Raw genomic sequence first — 15,720 nt, 5'->3', positions numbered from 1 at the left:
AATCGACTTGTAAACCATTTTGAAAACATTTAGGTTTACGAGTATAAACCGAACCGACAATTAACAAAACCCTTTGGAGAGGCTAATGGCTCACCACCCACGCTGGACAATGTCGCAAGTCACTGAGTTATTTAATAAACCATTTTTGGACCTGCTGTTTGAAGCGCAGCAGATCCATCGTCAGCACTTTGACCCGCGCCAGGTTCAGGTCAGCACGCTGCTGTCGATTAAAACCGGTGCCTGCCCGGAAGACTGCAAATACTGCCCGCAAAGCGCACGCTATAAAACCGGCCTTGAATCCGAACGCCTGATGGAAGTTGAACAGGTGCTGGAGTCGGCGCGACAGGCGAAACAAGCCGGTTCAACCCGCTTCTGCATGGGGGCGGCGTGGAAGAACCCTAACGACCGCGATATGCCGTATCTTGAGCAGATGGTGAAAGGGGTGAAAGCGCTGGGGCTGGAAGCCTGCATGACCCTCGGTACGCTCGACGATAGCCAGGCGCAGCGCCTGGCCGGCGCCGGTCTGGATTATTACAACCACAACCTTGATACCTCGCCGGAATTCTACGGCAATATCATCACCACCCGTACCTACCAGGAGCGCCTGGACACCCTCGACAAGGTGCGTGATGCCGGGATTAAAGTGTGCTCCGGCGGGATTGTCGGGCTTGGCGAAACGGTTAAAGACCGCGCCGGGCTGCTGCTGCAGCTGGCCAATCTGCCGACGCCGCCGGAAAGCGTGCCGATCAACATGCTGGTGAAGGTTAAAGGCACGCCGCTGGCGGACAACGACGACGTGGACGCTTTTGATTTTATCCGCACTATCGCCATTGCGCGCATCATGATGCCGACCTCGCACGTGCGCCTCTCCGCCGGGCGCGAACAGATGAACGAACAGACCCAGGCGCTGTGCTTTATGGCCGGAGCGAACTCGATTTTCTACGGCTGCAAGCTGCTGACCACGCCAAACCCGGAAGAGGACAAAGACCTGCAGTTGTTCCGCAAGCTGGGGATTAACCCGCAGCAGACCGCGGTGCTGGAAGGCGATAACGCCCAGCAGCAGCGCCTGGAGCAGGCGCTGATGAATCCGGATACCGAGGAATATTACAACGCGGCGGCGCTATGAGCTGGCAGCACCGCATCGAGCTGGCGCTGGAGGAGCGGCGGGCGGCGGATGCCTTGCGCAGTCGCCTGCCGGTGACGCTGGGCGCAGGACGCTGGCTCAGCCGCGAAGGACGGCGCTGGCTCAATTTTTCCAGCAACGATTATCTTGGCCTCAGCCAGCATCCGGCTATTGTCAAAGCCTGGCAGCAGGGCGCGGAGCGCTACGGCGTCGGCAGCGGCGGCTCCGGCCACGTCAGCGGCTATAGCGAGGCGCACCGCGCGCTGGAGGAGCAGCTGGCCGACTGGCTGGGCTATCCGCGCGCGCTGCTGTTTATTTCCGGCTTTGCCGCGAACCAGGCGGTGATTGCCGCGCTGGCGGGCAAAGAGGATCGGATTGTCGCCGACCGTCTCAGCCACGCGTCGCTGCTGGAAGCCGCCAGCCTGAGTCCGGCGCAGCTGCGGCGCTTTCAGCACAATGACTGCCGCCATCTTGACGAGTTGCTGGCGAAACCGCTTACCGGCCAGCAGCTGGTGGTGACCGAAGGCATTTTTAGCATGGACGGCGATAGCGCGCCGCTGGCGGAGGTGTGCCAGGCGGCGCGGGCCGCGGGCGCGCTTCTGCTGGTTGACGACGCGCACGGTATCGGCGCGCTCGGCGAAGAGGGGCGCGGCAGCTGCCATACGCAGCAGGTACGCCCGGATCTGCTTATCGTCACCTTCGGGAAAGCGTTCGGCGTCAGCGGCGCGGCGGTGCTGTGCAGCGAGGTGCTGGCGGATTATCTGCTGCAGTTTGCCCGCCATCTGATTTACAGCACCGCCATGCCCCCGGCGCAGGCGGTGGCGCTGAGCGCCGCGCTGGAGGTTATTCGCGGCGACGAGGGTCAGGAGCGGCGGGAAACGCTGGCTGGCCATATCGCCGACTTTCGCCGGGGAATGACCCGCTATCCCGGCGAACTCACCGATTCTGGCAGCGCGATTCAGCCGCTGATTGTCGGCGACAACGCCCGCGCGCTGCGGCTGGCCGCCCGCCTGCGCGAGGAAGGCTGCTGGGCGACGGCAATCCGCCCGCCGACGGTCCCCGTCGGCAGCGCGCGGCTGCGCCTGACGCTGACCGCCGCGCATAAATCCGCCGATATCGCCCGCCTGCTGGAGGTGCTGCATGACGGCGGTGAATAAGCGCGCCATCGCGGCGGCGTTTGGCCGCGCGGCGGGGCATTACACCCAGCACGACGAATTACAGCGTCTAAGCGCCTCTCTGCTGCTGGAACAGCTCGATATCAAGACCTTTCCTGAAGTGCTGGACGCGGGCTGCGGCCCCGGTAGCGTAAGCCGTTTCTGGCGCGATGCAGGGAGCCGGGTGACGGCGCTGGATCTTTCCGTCGACATGCTGGCGGAAGCCCGCCGCGGAAACTGCGCGCACCGCTACGTCGAGGGCGACATCGAAGCGCTCCCGCTGGCGGACGGCAGCGTTGACCTGGCGTGGAGCAACCTTGCGGTTCAGTGGTGCGACAATCTCGCTACCGCCATTGATGAGCTGTCCCGGGTGGTACGCCCCGGCGGGCGCGTCGCGTTTAGTACGCTGCTGTCTGGTTCATTGCCGGAGCTCAATCAGGCCTGGCGAGCCATCGATGCGCGGCCGCACGCCAACCGTTTTCTCAGCGAGCAGGCGGTGCGTCAGGCGCTGGCCGGTCGCCGCGCCAGCGGCCACGTCCACGCCATCACGCTGCCGTTTGCCGACGCGCTCAGCGCGATGCGCTCGCTTAAAGGCATTGGCGCGACCCATCTACACCACGGGCGCGGCGCAGCTACGCTCAGCCGCGGCAAGCTGCGGCAGCTTCAGCTCGCCTGGCCGCAGCAGCAGGGCCAGTGTCCGCTGACGTATCATCTTTTCACAGGAGTTATCGAACGTGATTAAACGTTTTTTCGTTACCGGTACCGACACCGAAGTGGGTAAAACCGTCGCCAGCTGCGCTCTGCTGCAGGCGGCCAACCGCGAAGGATTTAAGAGCGCGGGCTACAAACCGGTGGCTTCCGGCAGCGAATATACGCCGCAGGGGTTGCGCAACGAGGATGCGCTGGCTTTACAGCGCAATAGCCGGGTGGCGCTACGCTACGAGCAGGTCAACCCGTTTACCTTTGCTGAGCCGACGTCACCGCATATTATCAGCGCTGAAGAAGGGAGGCCGATCGACGCCGCCGCGATCTCTACAGGCCTGCGCGGTCTGGAAGCGCTGTCTGACTGGCTGCTGGTGGAAGGGGCGGGGGGCTGGTTTACGCCGCTTTCGCAGACGCTGACCTTTGCCGATTGGGTACGGGAAGAGCGGCTGCCGGTGATTTTAGTGGTTGGCGTTAAGTTGGGGTGCATCAACCATGCGATGCTTACCGCTCAGGCGGTGCTTCAGGCCGGGCTGCCGCTGGCGGGTTGGATAGCCAATGATATCCAGCCGCCGGGCAGGCGCCACTCTGAGTATCTGGCGACGCTGAAGCGCGTACTGCCCGCGCCGTTGCTCGGCGAGATCCCGTGGCTGGCGAATGCGGTTCAGCGTGAGGATCTGGGGCAGTATCTCGACCTCAGCGCGCTGGATCGGGCGTCATCCACTTCGCCAGCAGCGGAGTATCCAGCTGGTTAACGTCGCCCTGAGCGACGCTGCGTCCGCAGTGCAGTAGACAGAAACGATCCGCCACCCGGCGAATAAACGGCAGATGCTGTTCGGCGATCAGCACCGTCAGGCCAATATCGCGGTTCAGGCGCATCAGTAAATCCCCGAGCTTGTGCAGGAAACGCTGGCCGCCGCCGCGCGAAGGCTCGTCGAGGATCAGCAGGCGCGGGCGGGTTATCAGCGCTCTCGCCAGCGCCAGCTGGTACTGGTCGTCGGCGGTCAGGGTAATCCCTTTACTTTGCCGCAGAGCGTACAGCTCGGGAAACAGATCGTAAATCTCTCCGGCGACCGCTGACGCCGGTTCGCCGCCCGCCGCGAGGGCGATATGCAGATTTTCCTCGACGCTCAGCTGCGAAAAGATCCGTTTATCCTGCGGGACGTAGCCAATGCCGATGGCGCTGCGCGACTGCGCGGAGAGCGGCATCAGGTCATAGGGCGCCGATCCGCCGTCCTGCCAGGTCATACTGCCGCTGGCCACCGGCAGATGGCCGGTAATGCAGTTGACGAGCGTGGTTTTACCCATCCCCTGAAGCCCCATTACGCAGGTGCATTTACCGGGCCTGAGCTCGAGGTCGACATTCCACAGCGTGTGCTGGCTTCCGTAATAGTGATTCACGGCACGTAGACTCAACATAGACGTTTTCTCCTTTCCTGGGATAGCAGGCGACAAGAAGATTCTGCAAATCTCTTGCCAGGAAAAAGAACTCTCGGTATTTGCTGGTCTATACAGGTGCTGCCGGGCGAAAGCGGATCGACCTTGCACTTTCCCGGTGCCCGCGCGCTGAAATGTGGTGCAAAAAATTTCGCTGCTCTTCCTCGATAAACAGCAAAAAAAATTCAATTAATTTTTTTCGCGACGGTTTTTGCCGAGGCGATCGGTTTTGTGCGGGTGGCACGGGTCATGGGCTGCAGACAGTTATCCACTATTCCTGTGGATAACCTTGTGCATTAGAGTTAGAAAACTTGCGGTAAGCTAGAGAGTACGCGGCCTGCGGGCGAATTGACGCGAAACCCGTCTTTTATTAAATTATATTAAATATCAATTGATTAGATAAAAGCAATGCCTGTAAGAAAAGTGTCACCGGCTGCCATAAAACATTCATCCTCTCGCTTGACAAATGTTAAATGACAATACTTTTTGGGGATAACCCTACAGAGTGGCGGATTATCCCGTAAAGCGCTTTTTATTTGCCCATGTTGGCGGTAAAAAGCGCGAATTAGCCCGGATACGATAATAGGATACTGGCTTTATATCCAGTATTTTTTATTGGCAAAAGCTGAGCTGACGAGTAGAATTAAACACCTGCCATTCAACCCTTCTTCAGGTTCTGATTGATGAGTAAACCGTTCAAGCTGCATTCTGCTTTCCGTCCCTCCGGCGACCAGCCGGAAGCCATTCGTCGCCTGGAAGAGGGGCTGGAAGATGGCCTGGCGCATCAAACGCTGCTCGGGGTAACCGGCTCAGGTAAAACGTTTACTATCGCCAACGTTATTGCTGACCTGCAGCGCCCGACGATGGTGCTGGCGCCGAACAAAACCCTGGCGGCGCAGCTTTACGGCGAGATGAAAGAGTTCTTCCCGGAGAACGCGGTGGAGTATTTCGTCTCCTACTACGACTACTACCAGCCGGAAGCCTACGTACCAAGCTCGGACACCTTCATCGAGAAAGATGCGTCGGTGAACGAACACATTGAACAGATGCGTCTGTCGGCGACCAAAGCCCTGCTGGAGCGTCGCGACGTGGTGGTGGTGGCGTCGGTCTCCGCTATTTACGGCCTGGGCGACCCGGACCTCTATCTGAAGATGATGCTGCACCTGACGGTGGGCATGATCATTGACCAGCGCGCTATCTTGCGCCGCCTGGCCGAGCTGCAGTATACCCGCAACGATCAGGCATTCCAGCGCGGTACCTTCCGCGTGCGCGGCGAAGTGATTGATATCTTCCCGGCGGAATCTGACGACGTCGCGCTGCGCGTTGAGCTGTTCGATGAGGAAGTTGAGCGCCTGTCGCTATTCGATCCGCTGACCGGTCATATCGAGTCGACCATCCCGCGCTTCACCGTCTACCCGAAGACCCACTACGTCACCCCGCGCGAGCGCATCGTCCAGGCGATGGAAGAGATTAAAGTGGAACTGGCGGAGCGGCGTAAGGTGCTGCTGGAGAACAACAAGCTGCTGGAAGAGCAGCGTCTAAGCCAGCGTACGCAGTTCGACCTCGAAATGATGAACGAGCTGGGCTACTGTTCGGGGATTGAAAACTACTCGCGCTACCTGTCGGGCCGCGGCCCGGGCGAGCCGCCGCCGACGCTGTTTGACTACCTGCCGGCCGATGGTCTGCTGGTGATCGATGAATCCCACGTTACGATCCCGCAAATCGGCGGCATGTACCGCGGGGACCGGGCGCGTAAAGAGACGCTGGTGGAGTATGGTTTCCGTCTGCCGTCGGCGCTCGATAACCGGCCAATGAAGTTTGAAGAGTTTGAGGCCCTGGCGCCGCAAACGATCTACGTTTCGGCGACGCCGGGGGCCTATGAACTGGATAAATCCGGCGACGAGGTGGTGGACCAGGTTGTTCGCCCGACGGGGCTGCTGGATCCGATCATCGAGGTGCGTCCGGTAGGCACCCAGGTCGACGACCTGCTCTCGGAAATTCGCCTCCGCACCGCGATCAACGAGCGCGTGCTGGTCACGACGCTGACCAAACGGATGGCGGAAGATTTAACCGAATATCTGGAAGAGCACGGCGAGCGGGTTCGCTACCTGCACTCGGACATCGACACCGTGGAGCGCATGGAGATTATCCGCGACCTGCGCCTCGGCGAGTTTGACGTGCTGGTGGGCATCAACCTGCTGCGTGAAGGTTTGGATATGCCGGAAGTCTCGCTGGTGGCGATCCTGGACGCCGATAAAGAAGGCTTCCTGCGCTCTGAACGCTCGCTGATTCAGACCATTGGCCGCGCGGCGCGAAATATCAACGGCAAAGCGATTCTCTACGGCGATAAAATCACCCCGTCGATGGCGAAAGCGATCGGTGAAACCGAGCGCCGCCGTGAGAAGCAGCAGGCGTATAACGAAGAGCACGGCATTGTTCCGCAGGGGCTCAACAAGAAAGTGGTCGATATTCTGGCGCTCGGTCAGAATATCGCGAAAACCAAAACCAAGGGGCGCGGCAAGTCCCGCTCTCCGGTTGAGGCGGATACGGTCGCCCTCACGCCGAAGGCGCTTCAGCAGAAGATTCACGAACTGGAAGGGCAGATGATGCAGCACGCGCAGAACCTGGAGTTCGAAGAGGCGGCGCAAATTCGCGACCAGCTTCATCAGCTGCGCGAGCTGTTTATCGCCGCGTCGTAGCGGAGTTATCGCCGGGCCTTACGGTCTTCGGGGTGATGGACAGGATGTGTTTTTCGTAGGTCGGAAAAGGCGTTAGCCGCCACCCGACAGAAAAGCGAGCACATGCGTCAAAACGAGGTGGCCAGAACGCTTTGGTTATTTATTGCCCCTCTGTCGTGATTTTCCGTGATGCTTAATGTTGGCTTAATCTTGTTTGGCGAAACTATCCTCACTTTACTGAGGATAGCGCCATGCAAAAATTAACCTTCCGCGAATACCTGGCAGTCACCTGCGCGTTTGTTATCGTCGTTGCCTTTTTCCATCAGTGGGTGCTGACGTTCTGACGCGAAGCTTTAGGGAAGAGTACCCAGGCGCGAACGCCGGGTCCGGGCTGACGGTTATGTAAAAAGAACTGCGCGTCGTGCAGCTGGGCGATGCGGGTGACGATGCTTAACCCAAGACCAATACCGCCGTAGCGGCTGTCCATGCGAACGAACGCTTTGCTTAATTCACCGCTTTTCGCCTCATCGATTCCCGGGCCTTCGTCTTCGACCGCCAGAATTGGCGTTGGGCCGGGCGCTATCGACACTTTAATCGTCGACCCCGTCGGGCTATAGCGATGGGCGTTTTCCACCAGATTGCGCAGGATCACCTGCACCAGCGTGGCGTCGCCCGAAACTACCGCTTCACCCTCTTTATCACTGAACACCAGCTTCTGCTGGCGCTGCTGCAGCATCGTCTCGAGCTCGTCCTGCAGCGGCTCGAAAACATCCTCTTTTAGCGCAACCTGCTGATAGCTACCGGCGGAGAATGACTGGCCGACGCGCGCCAGCTGAAGCAGTTGAGTAATGCTGTTGGTCATTTGATCGAGACGCTGTATCAGCGGATCCACGTTAACGCCGTGCACTTTCGCCAGCAGCTCCAGGTGCAGCCGCAGCCCGGCCAGCGGCGTGCGCAGCTCATGGGCGACGTCGGCGGTAAACAGGCGCTCGCGATCGAGGGTTAAATTCAGGCGGGATACCAGCTGATTGATCGCGGTGGTCACTGCGGTCACTTCAGGAACCGATTCTTTCAGCGCGATAGGCTGCAGATTATCCGGGGTACGGCTTTCCAGCTCGAGCTGCAGTCGGGAAAGCGGCCTGGTGATTTTTTTAACCGCCAGCAGGGAAATATACAGCGCCAGGCCAATAATCAGCAGGCTCGGGATCAGCAGGCTGGCTACCGCTTCGCGAACCTCATGCTCAATATGCTTCTGATTGTTATGCCCTTCGATGGCGCTGGCGACCAGCAGCTGTATCTGTTCCTGGCTTTCATGCCACAGCCAGAACACGCTGATCAACTGGCACACCGCCAGGATTGCGCCAATTGTCAGCAGCAGCCGATGACGCATGGTCCAGTTTTCACTGACAAAAAAAGCCATAGCGTTATTCCGTCTCCGCGTTATCAACCAGCATATAGCCAAAGCCCCGGACGGTGCGGATGCGTGATTTGCCGACCTTATCGCGCAGATTATGGATATGCACCTCCAGCGTGTTGGTGGCCGGTTCGTTGTCCCAGCTGTAAATGTCGTTATAGAGAATTTCGCGATGCACCGGGCTGCCCGCCTTCATCATCAGACGAGAAAGCAGGGCGTACTCTTTGGGGGTTAAATCCAGAGACTGCTCGCCGAGCCAGACCAGCCGCCGGGTGACGTTCAGGCGTAAATTGCCGACGGTCAGTTCGTTATCGCCCTGATTATTGTGACGACGCAGCAGGGCGCGAATACGGGCGTTAAGCTCTTCCAGCGCAAACGGCTTAACCAGGTAGTCATCCGCGCCGGTATCCAGGCCGCTGATGCGGTCATCAACGGTATCACGGGCGGTGAGGATCAGCACCGGCTGGCTGAATTTTTCCCGCCGCATACGCGCCAGGAAGTGCAGGCCGTCCTCATCCGGCAGGCCGAGGTCGAGGACCACCAGGCTATAGTGATTGCTGGCCAGAGAGAGCGCGGCTTCGTGGGCGGTTGACACGCCGTCGCAGACGTAGCCCTCGCTTTGCATCGCCAGGATTAATCCCTGTAACAGGAGCGCATCGTCTTCAATGACTAAAATTTTCATCGGCCTGCCTCTCTACATGGCGTTAAAATATCGTCTGTTGCCTGGTACTCGCGGGTGCTGACCCCGAGCAGACCGAGCAGGGTGGAGAAGAGATTATCCTGCGAATACGCTTGCGTTTTCGCTTTCTGCTGCAAGCACTGGCTGGAGACGCCATAGCGCTGTTGATAATCCGCGGACAGCCACAGCAGCATCGGGACGTGTTTTTGCGTCTCCGGCGCGATGGACCACGGCAGCCCGTGCAAATATACCCCATCCTCGCCAAGCGACTCGCCGTGATCCGACAGATACACCAGGCTGGTGGTGAATTTATCCTGCTTTGACTGCAGTAATTTTATCGCTTTGTCGACCACATAATCGACATACAAAATCGTATTGTCGTAGGTATTGGTGAGCTGCTGCTGGGTACAGCTCTGAATTTCGTTGGTATCGCAGGTCGGCGTAAACTGTTTAAACTGTGCCGGATAGCGATTGTAGTAGGTCGGACCGTGGCTGCCGATGGTGTGCAGAACGATAATTCCGTCCTGCTGAAGATTGTCGATATAGCTATCCAGGTTATGGAATAGCACCTCATCGTAGCACTCGCCGTCGATGCACTGGCCGCTCAGCTTGAGATCGGTGACGTTCTGATGCGGCACCCGGTCACAGGCCCCTTTGCAGCCGCCGTCGTTATCATTCCACTGCACCTGAATTCCCGCCCGCTGCAGGATATCCAGCACGCCTTCCTGGTGGTGCGCCAGCTCTTCATCATAGTGGGCGCGTGGCATATTAGAGAACATGCACGGTACGGAAACCGCAGTCGCGGTGCCGCAAGAGGTCGTATCGGGGAAATAGATAACATTATCCTGTTTCAGGCGCGGGTTGGTCTCGCGGGCGTAGCCGTTCAGGGAAAAGTTGGCCGCCCTTGAGGTTTCGCCTAATACCACGATGGTCAGGTTTTTCCGCGGTCCGCTGCGCATCACCGGTTTCTGAACCGCGTCTTCGCCAATTTTGACCAGCGGAAGATTGTCCATTCTGTTATGCGCATACCATGAATTCACCGCCACAATGCTGTTTGACGGGCTCAGGGACTTCACCAGCTCTTTGTTATTGCGAAACAGCGAGGCGTAATCCTTATAAAAAAATGCCGCGACCAGCATAATCAGCAGCGCTGAAACCACGATGCTCGCCAGCCGTATCGCCACGCTGCGCCACAGGGTTGCCGGTTTGCGGATTTTAACCCACCAGGCCGCGACCACCGCCAGAACGCCGGTGAGACCCAGTATCAAGACCATTCTGCCGGAGAGAAGCGCAAAGCTTTCGGCGGGCGTGGTATCGAGGATATTGGTGATCATCGCCCGATCGATAATCACCCCGAAGGTCCAGATAAAATACTGGGCCGAGGCGCTAAGCAAAATAAACAGGCTGATGACGAGGCGGTCAAGCTTCAGGAACGACGCTATCGTGGTGATGATATTCATCACGCTGATGGCCACAATCGGCATACTGAGGAACACCAGCCAGTTGTGCAGACCGTTGACCGGCAGCAGGGTAAACGCCTGGCGATAGAAAGCGATATTCAGCACCAGACCGATATAGCTGGCGAAAAGAATCAAATAGACCGTACGGTTAAGCATTGGCCGGCGTAAAGAAAATAACGACATAGCGAACGTCCACATAAAGAGATGTTCGCTATGCTGCCCGTTTTTTTTTAAGACAACCTTAAGATTTTAAGCCAGCCTGATTGTGTCCCGACAATAAGCCTGCTTTGAGGATTAGCCTAAGGCCTGAATCGCTTTATCCAGCGCGCGGCGTAATAGCTGCCGATCGTGACGATAGGGCACATCGCTGGCGTCAAGGGGCGTCTGAATGACGACCCGATTTTCAATCCCTGCGATATCGGCCTTCGGGCCGACCACCAGCGCGTCAATCACCCGTTTACCGATCTGCTGTTCCATAATGGCGACTCTGTCCGCCAGCGTCAGGCTGGCTGCCGGGCTGTGCTCTTTGCCCAGATTATCGATAAACACCATCGGCGCGGGCGTGCGGCGTAGCGCCTGCGCCATCTCATCGAGCAGCAGAATCGGCATCAGGCTGGTATAGAAGCTGCCGGGGCCAATCAGAATTAAGTCGGCTTCGGCGATGGCTTCTATCGCTTCGCGGGTGGTGGGGACCGGCGGCGAGAGCATAAGCTCGCGCGGCACGCTGGCAAGCTGATCGATATTCACTTCGCCGTAGACTTCGTGCCCTTCGTGGTCAATGGCCATCAGATCGACCGGTTGTTCCGACATCGGGATCAGAAACGCGTCAACCTTAAGGAGATTTCTGATCAAATTGATCGCTTCAAGCGGCCGGACGCTCAGGTGATCCAGCGCCTTAAGCATTAGATTTCCGAGGTTATGCCCGGAAAGTTCGCCGTTGCCGCTAAAACGGTACTCAAACATCGCCGACGCCACGCTGGGTTCAGCGATAAGTTGATTAATACAGTTGCGCATATCGCCCCAGGCGATGCCGCCTTCCGCGCGACGAATGCGTCCCGTAGAGCCGCCGTTATCGGTGGTGGTGACGATGCCGGTAAGGCGTGAACCGAGCGAAGAGAGGGATGACATCACCCGGCCCAGCCCGTGCCCGCCGCCGAGAGCCACAACGCGATCAAGATCGGCGAAAGTACGATTGCGCATAAAAATCCCTTATAACAATTAATCGGGCTCACAGTAACCGATCTACCCCTAAAAGACGATGGGCGGGACCTGACAAACTGACCGACATCAATGCAAAAGCGTGGTTTTTAGCTATTCTGTAGCGAAAATGCGCGATCGTAGCGATATGTAATTGAATATATAACGAAATCGGAAATGGCGAAACCGTTATGAAAGCGCTACTATCGGCATAACCCGTTAACACTCTAGCCTCTGTGCCTGTGTCAAAAGATATGGTGCTTTGGCCGTGACAACTTCGGTTGTCACCAGGGCGTGGAAAGAAATGACCGCGTCTCCCGTATTTGGAAAGGTGTCTATGGCTTCACAGCTTACCGATGCATATGCGCGGAAGTTTTACTATCTGCGCTTATCAATTACCGACGTCTGCAACTTTCGTTGCACCTACTGCCTGCCCGATGGCTATAAGCCCGGCGCCGTCACCAATAAAGGCTTCCTCAGCGTCGATGAGGTCCGTCACGTCACTCGCGCGTTCTCCGCCCTGGGGACGGAAAAGGTGCGCCTGACCGGCGGTGAGCCTTCGCTGCGTCGCGATTTTACCGACATCATCGCCGCCGTGCGGGAAAATCCCTCCATTCGCCAGATTGCGGTCACCACCAACGGCTACCGGCTGGCGCGGGATGTTGAAAGCTGGCGCGATGCCGGGCTGACGGCGATTAACGTCAGCGTGGACAGCCTCGATGCGCGTCAGTTTCACGCCATCACCGGCCAGGACAAGTTTCGTCAGGTGATGGACGGCATCGATGCCGCCTTTGCCGCTGGCTTCGAAAAAGTGAAGGTCAATACCGTGCTGATGCGCGACGTTAACCATCACCAGCTCGACACCTTTCTGGCGTGGATCCAGCCGCGCCGCATTCAGCTGCGTTTTATTGAATTGATGGAAACCGGCGAAGGCAGCGATCTGTTTCGCCGCCATCACATTTCGGGCATGGTGCTGCGCGATGAGTTGCTGCGCCGCGGCTGGATCCATCAGATCCGCCAGCGTAGCGACGGCCCGGCGCAGGTGTTTTGCCATCCGGACTATGCCGGGGAAATCGGCCTGATCATGCCTTATGAAAAAGATTTCTGCGCTACCTGCAACCGCCTGCGCGTCTCTTCCGTGGGTAAATTGCACCTGTGCCTGTTCGGTGAAGGCGGCGTCGACCTGCGCGATCTGCTCGCCGATGAGCGGCAGCAGTCGGCGCTGGAGGCGAGAATTTCCGAGGCGTTAACGCACAAAAAGCAAACTCATTTCCTGCATCAGGGCAACACCGGTATTACGCAGAACCTGTCGTATATCGGTGGATAATTCATTTTAAGGAGCGATCAGATGAGCCAGGCCAGCGCTGAGTTTATCCCGACCCGTATTGCTATTCTCACCGTCTCCAGCCGACGCGGCGAAGAGGACGACACCTCCGGCCACTGGCTGCGCGATGCGGCAGAGGAGGCGGGCCACGTCATCGTCGATAAGGCGATTGTTAAAGAGAACCGCTACGCCATTCGCGCCCAGGTGTCGGCGTGGATTGCCGGCGATGAGGCGCAGGTGGTGCTGATTACCGGCGGCACCGGCTTTACCGACGGCGACCAGGCGCCGGAAGCGCTGCTGCCGCTGTTTGACCGTGAGGTCGAAGGCTTCGGCGAGGTGTTCCGCATGCTCTCCTTCGAAGAGATCGGCACCTCGACCCTGCAGTCCCGCGCCGTTGCCGGGGTCGCCAACCGTACGCTGATTTTTGCGATGCCTGGCTCAACCAAAGCCTGTCGTACCGCATGGGACAATATTATTGCGCCGCAGCTCGATGCGCGTACGCGCCCGTGCAACTTTATCTCTCACCTTAAGAAGTAATTTATGTCACAGCTGACCCATATTAACGCCGCCGGCGAAGCGCGCATGGTCGATGTCTCGGCGAAAGCGGAGACGGTTCGCGAAGCGCGCGCCGAGGCCTATGTTGAGATGCAGGCCACGACGCTGGCGATGATTATCGACGGCAGCCATCACAAAGGCGACGTCTTCGCCACCGCGCGCATCGCCGGGATCCAGGCGGCAAAACGCACCTGGGAGCTTATTCCGCTGTGCCATCCGCTGATGCTGAGCAAAGTCGAAGTCCATCTGCAGGCGCAGCCCGAGCATAACCGGGTGCGCATCGAATCCCTGTGCCGCCTGACCGGGAAAACCGGCGTTGAGATGGAAGCATTGACCGCCGCCTCAGTCGCCGCGCTGACGATTTACGATATGTGCAAAGCGGTACAGAAAGATATGGTGATTGGTCCGGTGCGCCTGCTGGCGAAAAGCGGCGGCAAGTCCGGCGATTTTAAAGTGGAAGATAGCCATGATTAAGGTCCTTTTTTTTGCTCAGGTGCGCGAACTGCTCGGCACCGATTCCCTGACGCTCGATTCGCACGGGCTTTCCACGGTTGAAGCCGTTCGCCAGCAGCTGATCGCCCGCGGCGACCGCTGGGCGCTGGCGCTGGAGGAGGGCAAGCTACTGGCGGCGGTAAACCAGACGCTGACGACGTTTGATCATCCGCTGGCGGCCGGCGATGAAGTGGCGTTTTTCCCGCCGGTCACCGGAGGATAAGATGACGCAGACGCGTATTATCGTTAGCCACGACCGCTTTAAGGTCGGCGACGAATATCCCTGGCTGGCCGAGCGCGATGAAGACGGCGCGGTGGTGACCTTTACCGGCAAGGTTCGCAACCACAACCTTGGCGACAGCGTCAAAGCGCTGACTCTTGAGCACTATCCGGGGATGACCGAAAAATCGCTGGCGGAAATCGTTGAGCTGGCGCGCGAGCGCTGGCCGCTGGGGCGGGTCACGGTGATTCACCGTATCGGCGAAATGTGGCCCGGAGAAGAGATTGTCTTTGTCGGCGTCACCAGCGTCCATCGCGGCAGCGCGTTTGCGGCGGGGGAGTTTATTATGGATTACCTGAAAACCCGCGCGCCGTTCTGGAAGCGCGAAGCGACGCCGGAAGGCGAGCGCTGGGTCGATGCGCGAGATAGCGACCGCAGGGCGGCAGAACGCTGGTAGTGTGGTACGCTTAGAAGATAAATTTCGTTAATCAGGAGACAGTCATGGACAGATATCCTCGTTCCGGGGCGATCGTACAGGGTCGCAGCGGACTTCAAACTTATATGGCGCAGGTGTACGGCTGGATGACGGTCGGGCTACTGCTCACGGCGTTTATCGCGTGGTTTGCGGCCAATACTCCTGCGGTGATGATGTTCGTCTTTTCCAGCAAAATAACCTTTTTCGGCCTGATCATCGCCCAACTGGGGCTGGTATTCGTGCTCTCCGGCATGGTGCAGCGGCTGAGCGCAGGGATGGCGACCACCCTGTTTATGCTCTATTCGGCGCTCACCGGGCTCACGCTTTCCAGCATTTTCATCGTCTATACCTACTCGTCGATCGCCAGTACTTTCGTGGTGGCCGGCGGGATGTTTGGCGCGATGAGCCTTTACGGCTACACCACCAAACGCGATCTGAGCGGCTTCGGCAATATGCTGTTTATGGCGCTGATTGGTATCCTGCTGGCGTCGCTGGTTAACTTCTGGCTGAAGAGCGAAGCGCTGATGTGGGCAGTGACCTACATCGGGGTGATCGTATTTGTCGGCCTGACCGCCTATGACACCCAGAAGCTGAAAAACATCGGCGAGCAGATTGACGTTCGCGATGCGTCAACGCTGCGCAAATACTCGATTCTTGGGGCGCTGACGCTGTATCTGGACTTTATCAACCTGTTCCTGATGCTGCTGCGCATTTTCGGCAACCGTCGTTAACTCGTTCCCGGGTGGCGGCGCGATGCGCCTTATCCGCGCTACCGGCTCGCAGACAGCGGTGAACTTGTGGCCCGGTCAG

The 15,720-nt window shown here is 58.4% G+C and carries 16 protein-coding genes and 1 riboswitch; of the genes, 11 read left to right on the top strand and 5 right to left on the bottom strand.

Annotation, left to right across the window (positions count from 1 at the left end; genetic code table 11):
* The first annotated feature begins 85 nt into the window (after positions 1–85).
* Genes bioB through bioD form a run of 4 tightly spaced genes read left to right on the top strand, consistent with a single transcriptional unit; the run spans position 86 to position 3,734 of the window.
* The gene (bioB, locus tag ACE3MN_RS18330) at positions 86–1,126 is read left to right on the top strand and encodes a biotin synthase BioB (protein WP_024360145.1); all 1,041 of its coding nucleotides are present in this window, start codon (positions 86–88) and stop codon (positions 1,124–1,126) included.
* On the top strand, positions 1,123–2,280 hold the full coding sequence (bioF, locus tag ACE3MN_RS18325; RefSeq protein ID WP_098140516.1) for an 8-amino-7-oxononanoate synthase: 1,158 nt from the start codon (positions 1,123–1,125) through the stop codon (positions 2,278–2,280). The genes bioB and bioF overlap by 4 nt, the downstream gene beginning before the upstream one ends.
* Complete coding sequence (bioC, locus tag ACE3MN_RS18320; RefSeq protein ID WP_024360143.1) at positions 2,264–3,019, top strand: malonyl-ACP O-methyltransferase BioC; 756 nt, start codon at positions 2,264–2,266, stop codon at positions 3,017–3,019. Before bioF ends, bioC begins: the two co-directional genes overlap by 17 nt.
* Complete coding sequence (bioD, locus tag ACE3MN_RS18315) at positions 3,012–3,734, top strand: dethiobiotin synthase (RefSeq protein WP_004135266.1); 723 nt, start codon at positions 3,012–3,014, stop codon at positions 3,732–3,734. The genes bioC and bioD overlap by 8 nt, the downstream gene beginning before the upstream one ends.
* On the opposite strand, the gene ACE3MN_RS18310 is transcribed toward bioD, so the two are convergent.
* The gene (locus ACE3MN_RS18310) at positions 3,676–4,398 is read right to left on the bottom strand and encodes an ABC transporter ATP-binding protein (protein WP_004135264.1); all 723 of its coding nucleotides are present in this window, start codon (positions 4,396–4,398) and stop codon (positions 3,676–3,678) included. The two genes, bioD and ACE3MN_RS18310, sit on opposite strands and share 59 nt — an antisense overlap.
* Before the next feature lie 701 nt (positions 4,399–5,099).
* Here ACE3MN_RS18310 and uvrB point away from each other — a divergent pair.
* Complete coding sequence (gene uvrB / locus ACE3MN_RS18305; RefSeq protein ID WP_004135262.1) at positions 5,100–7,115, top strand: excinuclease ABC subunit UvrB; 2,016 nt, start codon at positions 5,100–5,102, stop codon at positions 7,113–7,115.
* 301 nt (positions 7,116–7,416) lie between these two features.
* Here the strand turns inward: uvrB and pmrB are convergent, their stop codons facing one another.
* The 4 genes from pmrB to yvcK all read right to left on the bottom strand — a co-directional run bounded on the left by pmrB (position 7,417) and on the right by yvcK (position 11,847).
* On the bottom strand, positions 7,417–8,514 hold the full coding sequence (gene pmrB / locus ACE3MN_RS18300; RefSeq protein ID WP_004135260.1) for a two-component system sensor histidine kinase PmrB: 1,098 nt from the start codon (positions 8,512–8,514) through the stop codon (positions 7,417–7,419).
* 4 nt (positions 8,515–8,518) lie between these two features.
* Positions 8,519–9,190 (bottom strand): two-component system response regulator PmrA, encoded by a 672-nt coding sequence (gene pmrA, locus ACE3MN_RS18295; RefSeq protein ID WP_004135258.1) that lies wholly within the window; start codon positions 9,188–9,190, stop codon positions 8,519–8,521.
* A complete protein-coding gene (gene eptA, locus ACE3MN_RS18290) occupies positions 9,187–10,830 on the bottom strand; it encodes a phosphoethanolamine transferase EptA (protein WP_131930244.1) in 1,644 nt (547 codons plus the stop codon). Before eptA ends, pmrA begins: the two co-directional genes overlap by 4 nt.
* Positions 10,831–10,941: 111 nt before the next feature.
* Positions 10,942–11,847, bottom strand: coding sequence for a uridine diphosphate-N-acetylglucosamine-binding protein YvcK (gene yvcK, locus ACE3MN_RS18285; RefSeq protein ID WP_004135255.1), 906 nt, complete (start codon positions 11,845–11,847; stop codon positions 10,942–10,944).
* A gap of 208 nt (positions 11,848–12,055) precedes the next feature.
* Positions 12,056–12,194, top strand: a riboswitch (molybdenum cofactor riboswitch).
* On the opposite strand from yvcK, the gene moaA reads away from it, so the two are divergent.
* The 6 genes from moaA (at position 12,182) to ACE3MN_RS18255 (ending at position 15,641) form a co-directional block, all read left to right on the top strand.
* Positions 12,182–13,171 carry a GTP 3',8-cyclase MoaA gene (gene moaA, locus ACE3MN_RS18280; RefSeq protein ID WP_004135253.1) on the top strand — a complete coding sequence of 330 codons (990 nt, stop codon included), beginning with the start codon at positions 12,182–12,184 and terminating at the stop codon, positions 13,169–13,171. (Overlaps the previous riboswitch by 13 nt.)
* 21 nt (positions 13,172–13,192) lie before the next feature.
* Positions 13,193–13,705, top strand: coding sequence for a molybdenum cofactor biosynthesis protein B (gene moaB / locus ACE3MN_RS18275; protein ID WP_004135251.1), 513 nt, complete (start codon positions 13,193–13,195; stop codon positions 13,703–13,705).
* 3 nt (positions 13,706–13,708) lie between these two features.
* A complete protein-coding gene (gene moaC, locus ACE3MN_RS18270; RefSeq protein ID WP_049086697.1) occupies positions 13,709–14,197 on the top strand; it encodes a cyclic pyranopterin monophosphate synthase MoaC in 489 nt (162 codons plus the stop codon).
* Positions 14,190–14,438 (top strand): molybdopterin synthase sulfur carrier subunit, encoded by a 249-nt coding sequence (gene moaD, locus ACE3MN_RS18265; RefSeq protein ID WP_004135247.1) that lies wholly within the window; start codon positions 14,190–14,192, stop codon positions 14,436–14,438. Before moaC ends, moaD begins: the two co-directional genes overlap by 8 nt.
* A 1-nt stretch (position 14,439) precedes the next feature.
* On the top strand, positions 14,440–14,892 hold the full coding sequence (gene moaE, locus ACE3MN_RS18260; protein ID WP_004135245.1) for a molybdopterin synthase catalytic subunit MoaE: 453 nt from the start codon (positions 14,440–14,442) through the stop codon (positions 14,890–14,892).
* Between the two features lie 44 nt (positions 14,893–14,936).
* A complete protein-coding gene (locus ACE3MN_RS18255) occupies positions 14,937–15,641 on the top strand; it encodes a Bax inhibitor-1 family protein (protein ID WP_004135244.1) in 705 nt (234 codons plus the stop codon).
* Positions 15,642–15,720 lie beyond the last annotated feature (79 nt).

The organism is Klebsiella grimontii, from assembly GCF_042137965.1.
GTDB classification, from domain to species: Bacteria; Pseudomonadota; Gammaproteobacteria; order Enterobacterales; family Enterobacteriaceae; genus Klebsiella; species Klebsiella grimontii.
Note: the sequence above shows the minus strand (reverse complement) of the source record. Positions and strands in the feature narration are given on the sequence as shown.

Bases quoted from the DNA above. Each gene is read 5' to 3' on its own strand.
- bioB (WP_024360145.1), top strand. From the start codon at position 86: ATGGCTCACCACCCACGCTGGACAATGTCGCAAGTCACTGAGTTATTT.
- ACE3MN_RS18310 (WP_004135264.1), bottom strand. From the start codon at position 4,398: ATGTTGAGTCTACGTGCCGTGAATCACTATTACGGAAGCCAGCACACG.
- moaD (WP_004135247.1), top strand. From the start codon at position 14,190: ATGATTAAGGTCCTTTTTTTTGCTCAGGTGCGCGAACTGCTCGGCACC.
- bioF (WP_098140516.1), top strand. From the start codon at position 1,123: ATGAGCTGGCAGCACCGCATCGAGCTGGCGCTGGAGGAGCGGCGGGCG.
- moaA (WP_004135253.1), top strand. From the start codon at position 12,182: ATGGCTTCACAGCTTACCGATGCATATGCGCGGAAGTTTTACTATCTG.
- yvcK (WP_004135255.1), bottom strand. From the start codon at position 11,847: ATGCGCAATCGTACTTTCGCCGATCTTGATCGCGTTGTGGCTCTCGGC.
- eptA (WP_131930244.1), bottom strand. From the start codon at position 10,830: ATGTCGTTATTTTCTTTACGCCGGCCAATGCTTAACCGTACGGTCTAT.
- uvrB (WP_004135262.1), top strand. From the start codon at position 5,100: ATGAGTAAACCGTTCAAGCTGCATTCTGCTTTCCGTCCCTCCGGCGAC.
- pmrA (WP_004135258.1), bottom strand. From the start codon at position 9,190: ATGAAAATTTTAGTCATTGAAGACGATGCGCTCCTGTTACAGGGATTA.
- pmrB (WP_004135260.1), bottom strand. From the start codon at position 8,514: ATGGCTTTTTTTGTCAGTGAAAACTGGACCATGCGTCATCGGCTGCTG.
- bioC (WP_024360143.1), top strand. From the start codon at position 2,264: ATGACGGCGGTGAATAAGCGCGCCATCGCGGCGGCGTTTGGCCGCGCG.
- ACE3MN_RS18255 (WP_004135244.1), top strand. From the start codon at position 14,937: ATGGACAGATATCCTCGTTCCGGGGCGATCGTACAGGGTCGCAGCGGA.
- moaE (WP_004135245.1), top strand. From the start codon at position 14,440: ATGACGCAGACGCGTATTATCGTTAGCCACGACCGCTTTAAGGTCGGC.
- moaC (WP_049086697.1), top strand. From the start codon at position 13,709: ATGTCACAGCTGACCCATATTAACGCCGCCGGCGAAGCGCGCATGGTC.
- moaB (WP_004135251.1), top strand. From the start codon at position 13,193: ATGAGCCAGGCCAGCGCTGAGTTTATCCCGACCCGTATTGCTATTCTC.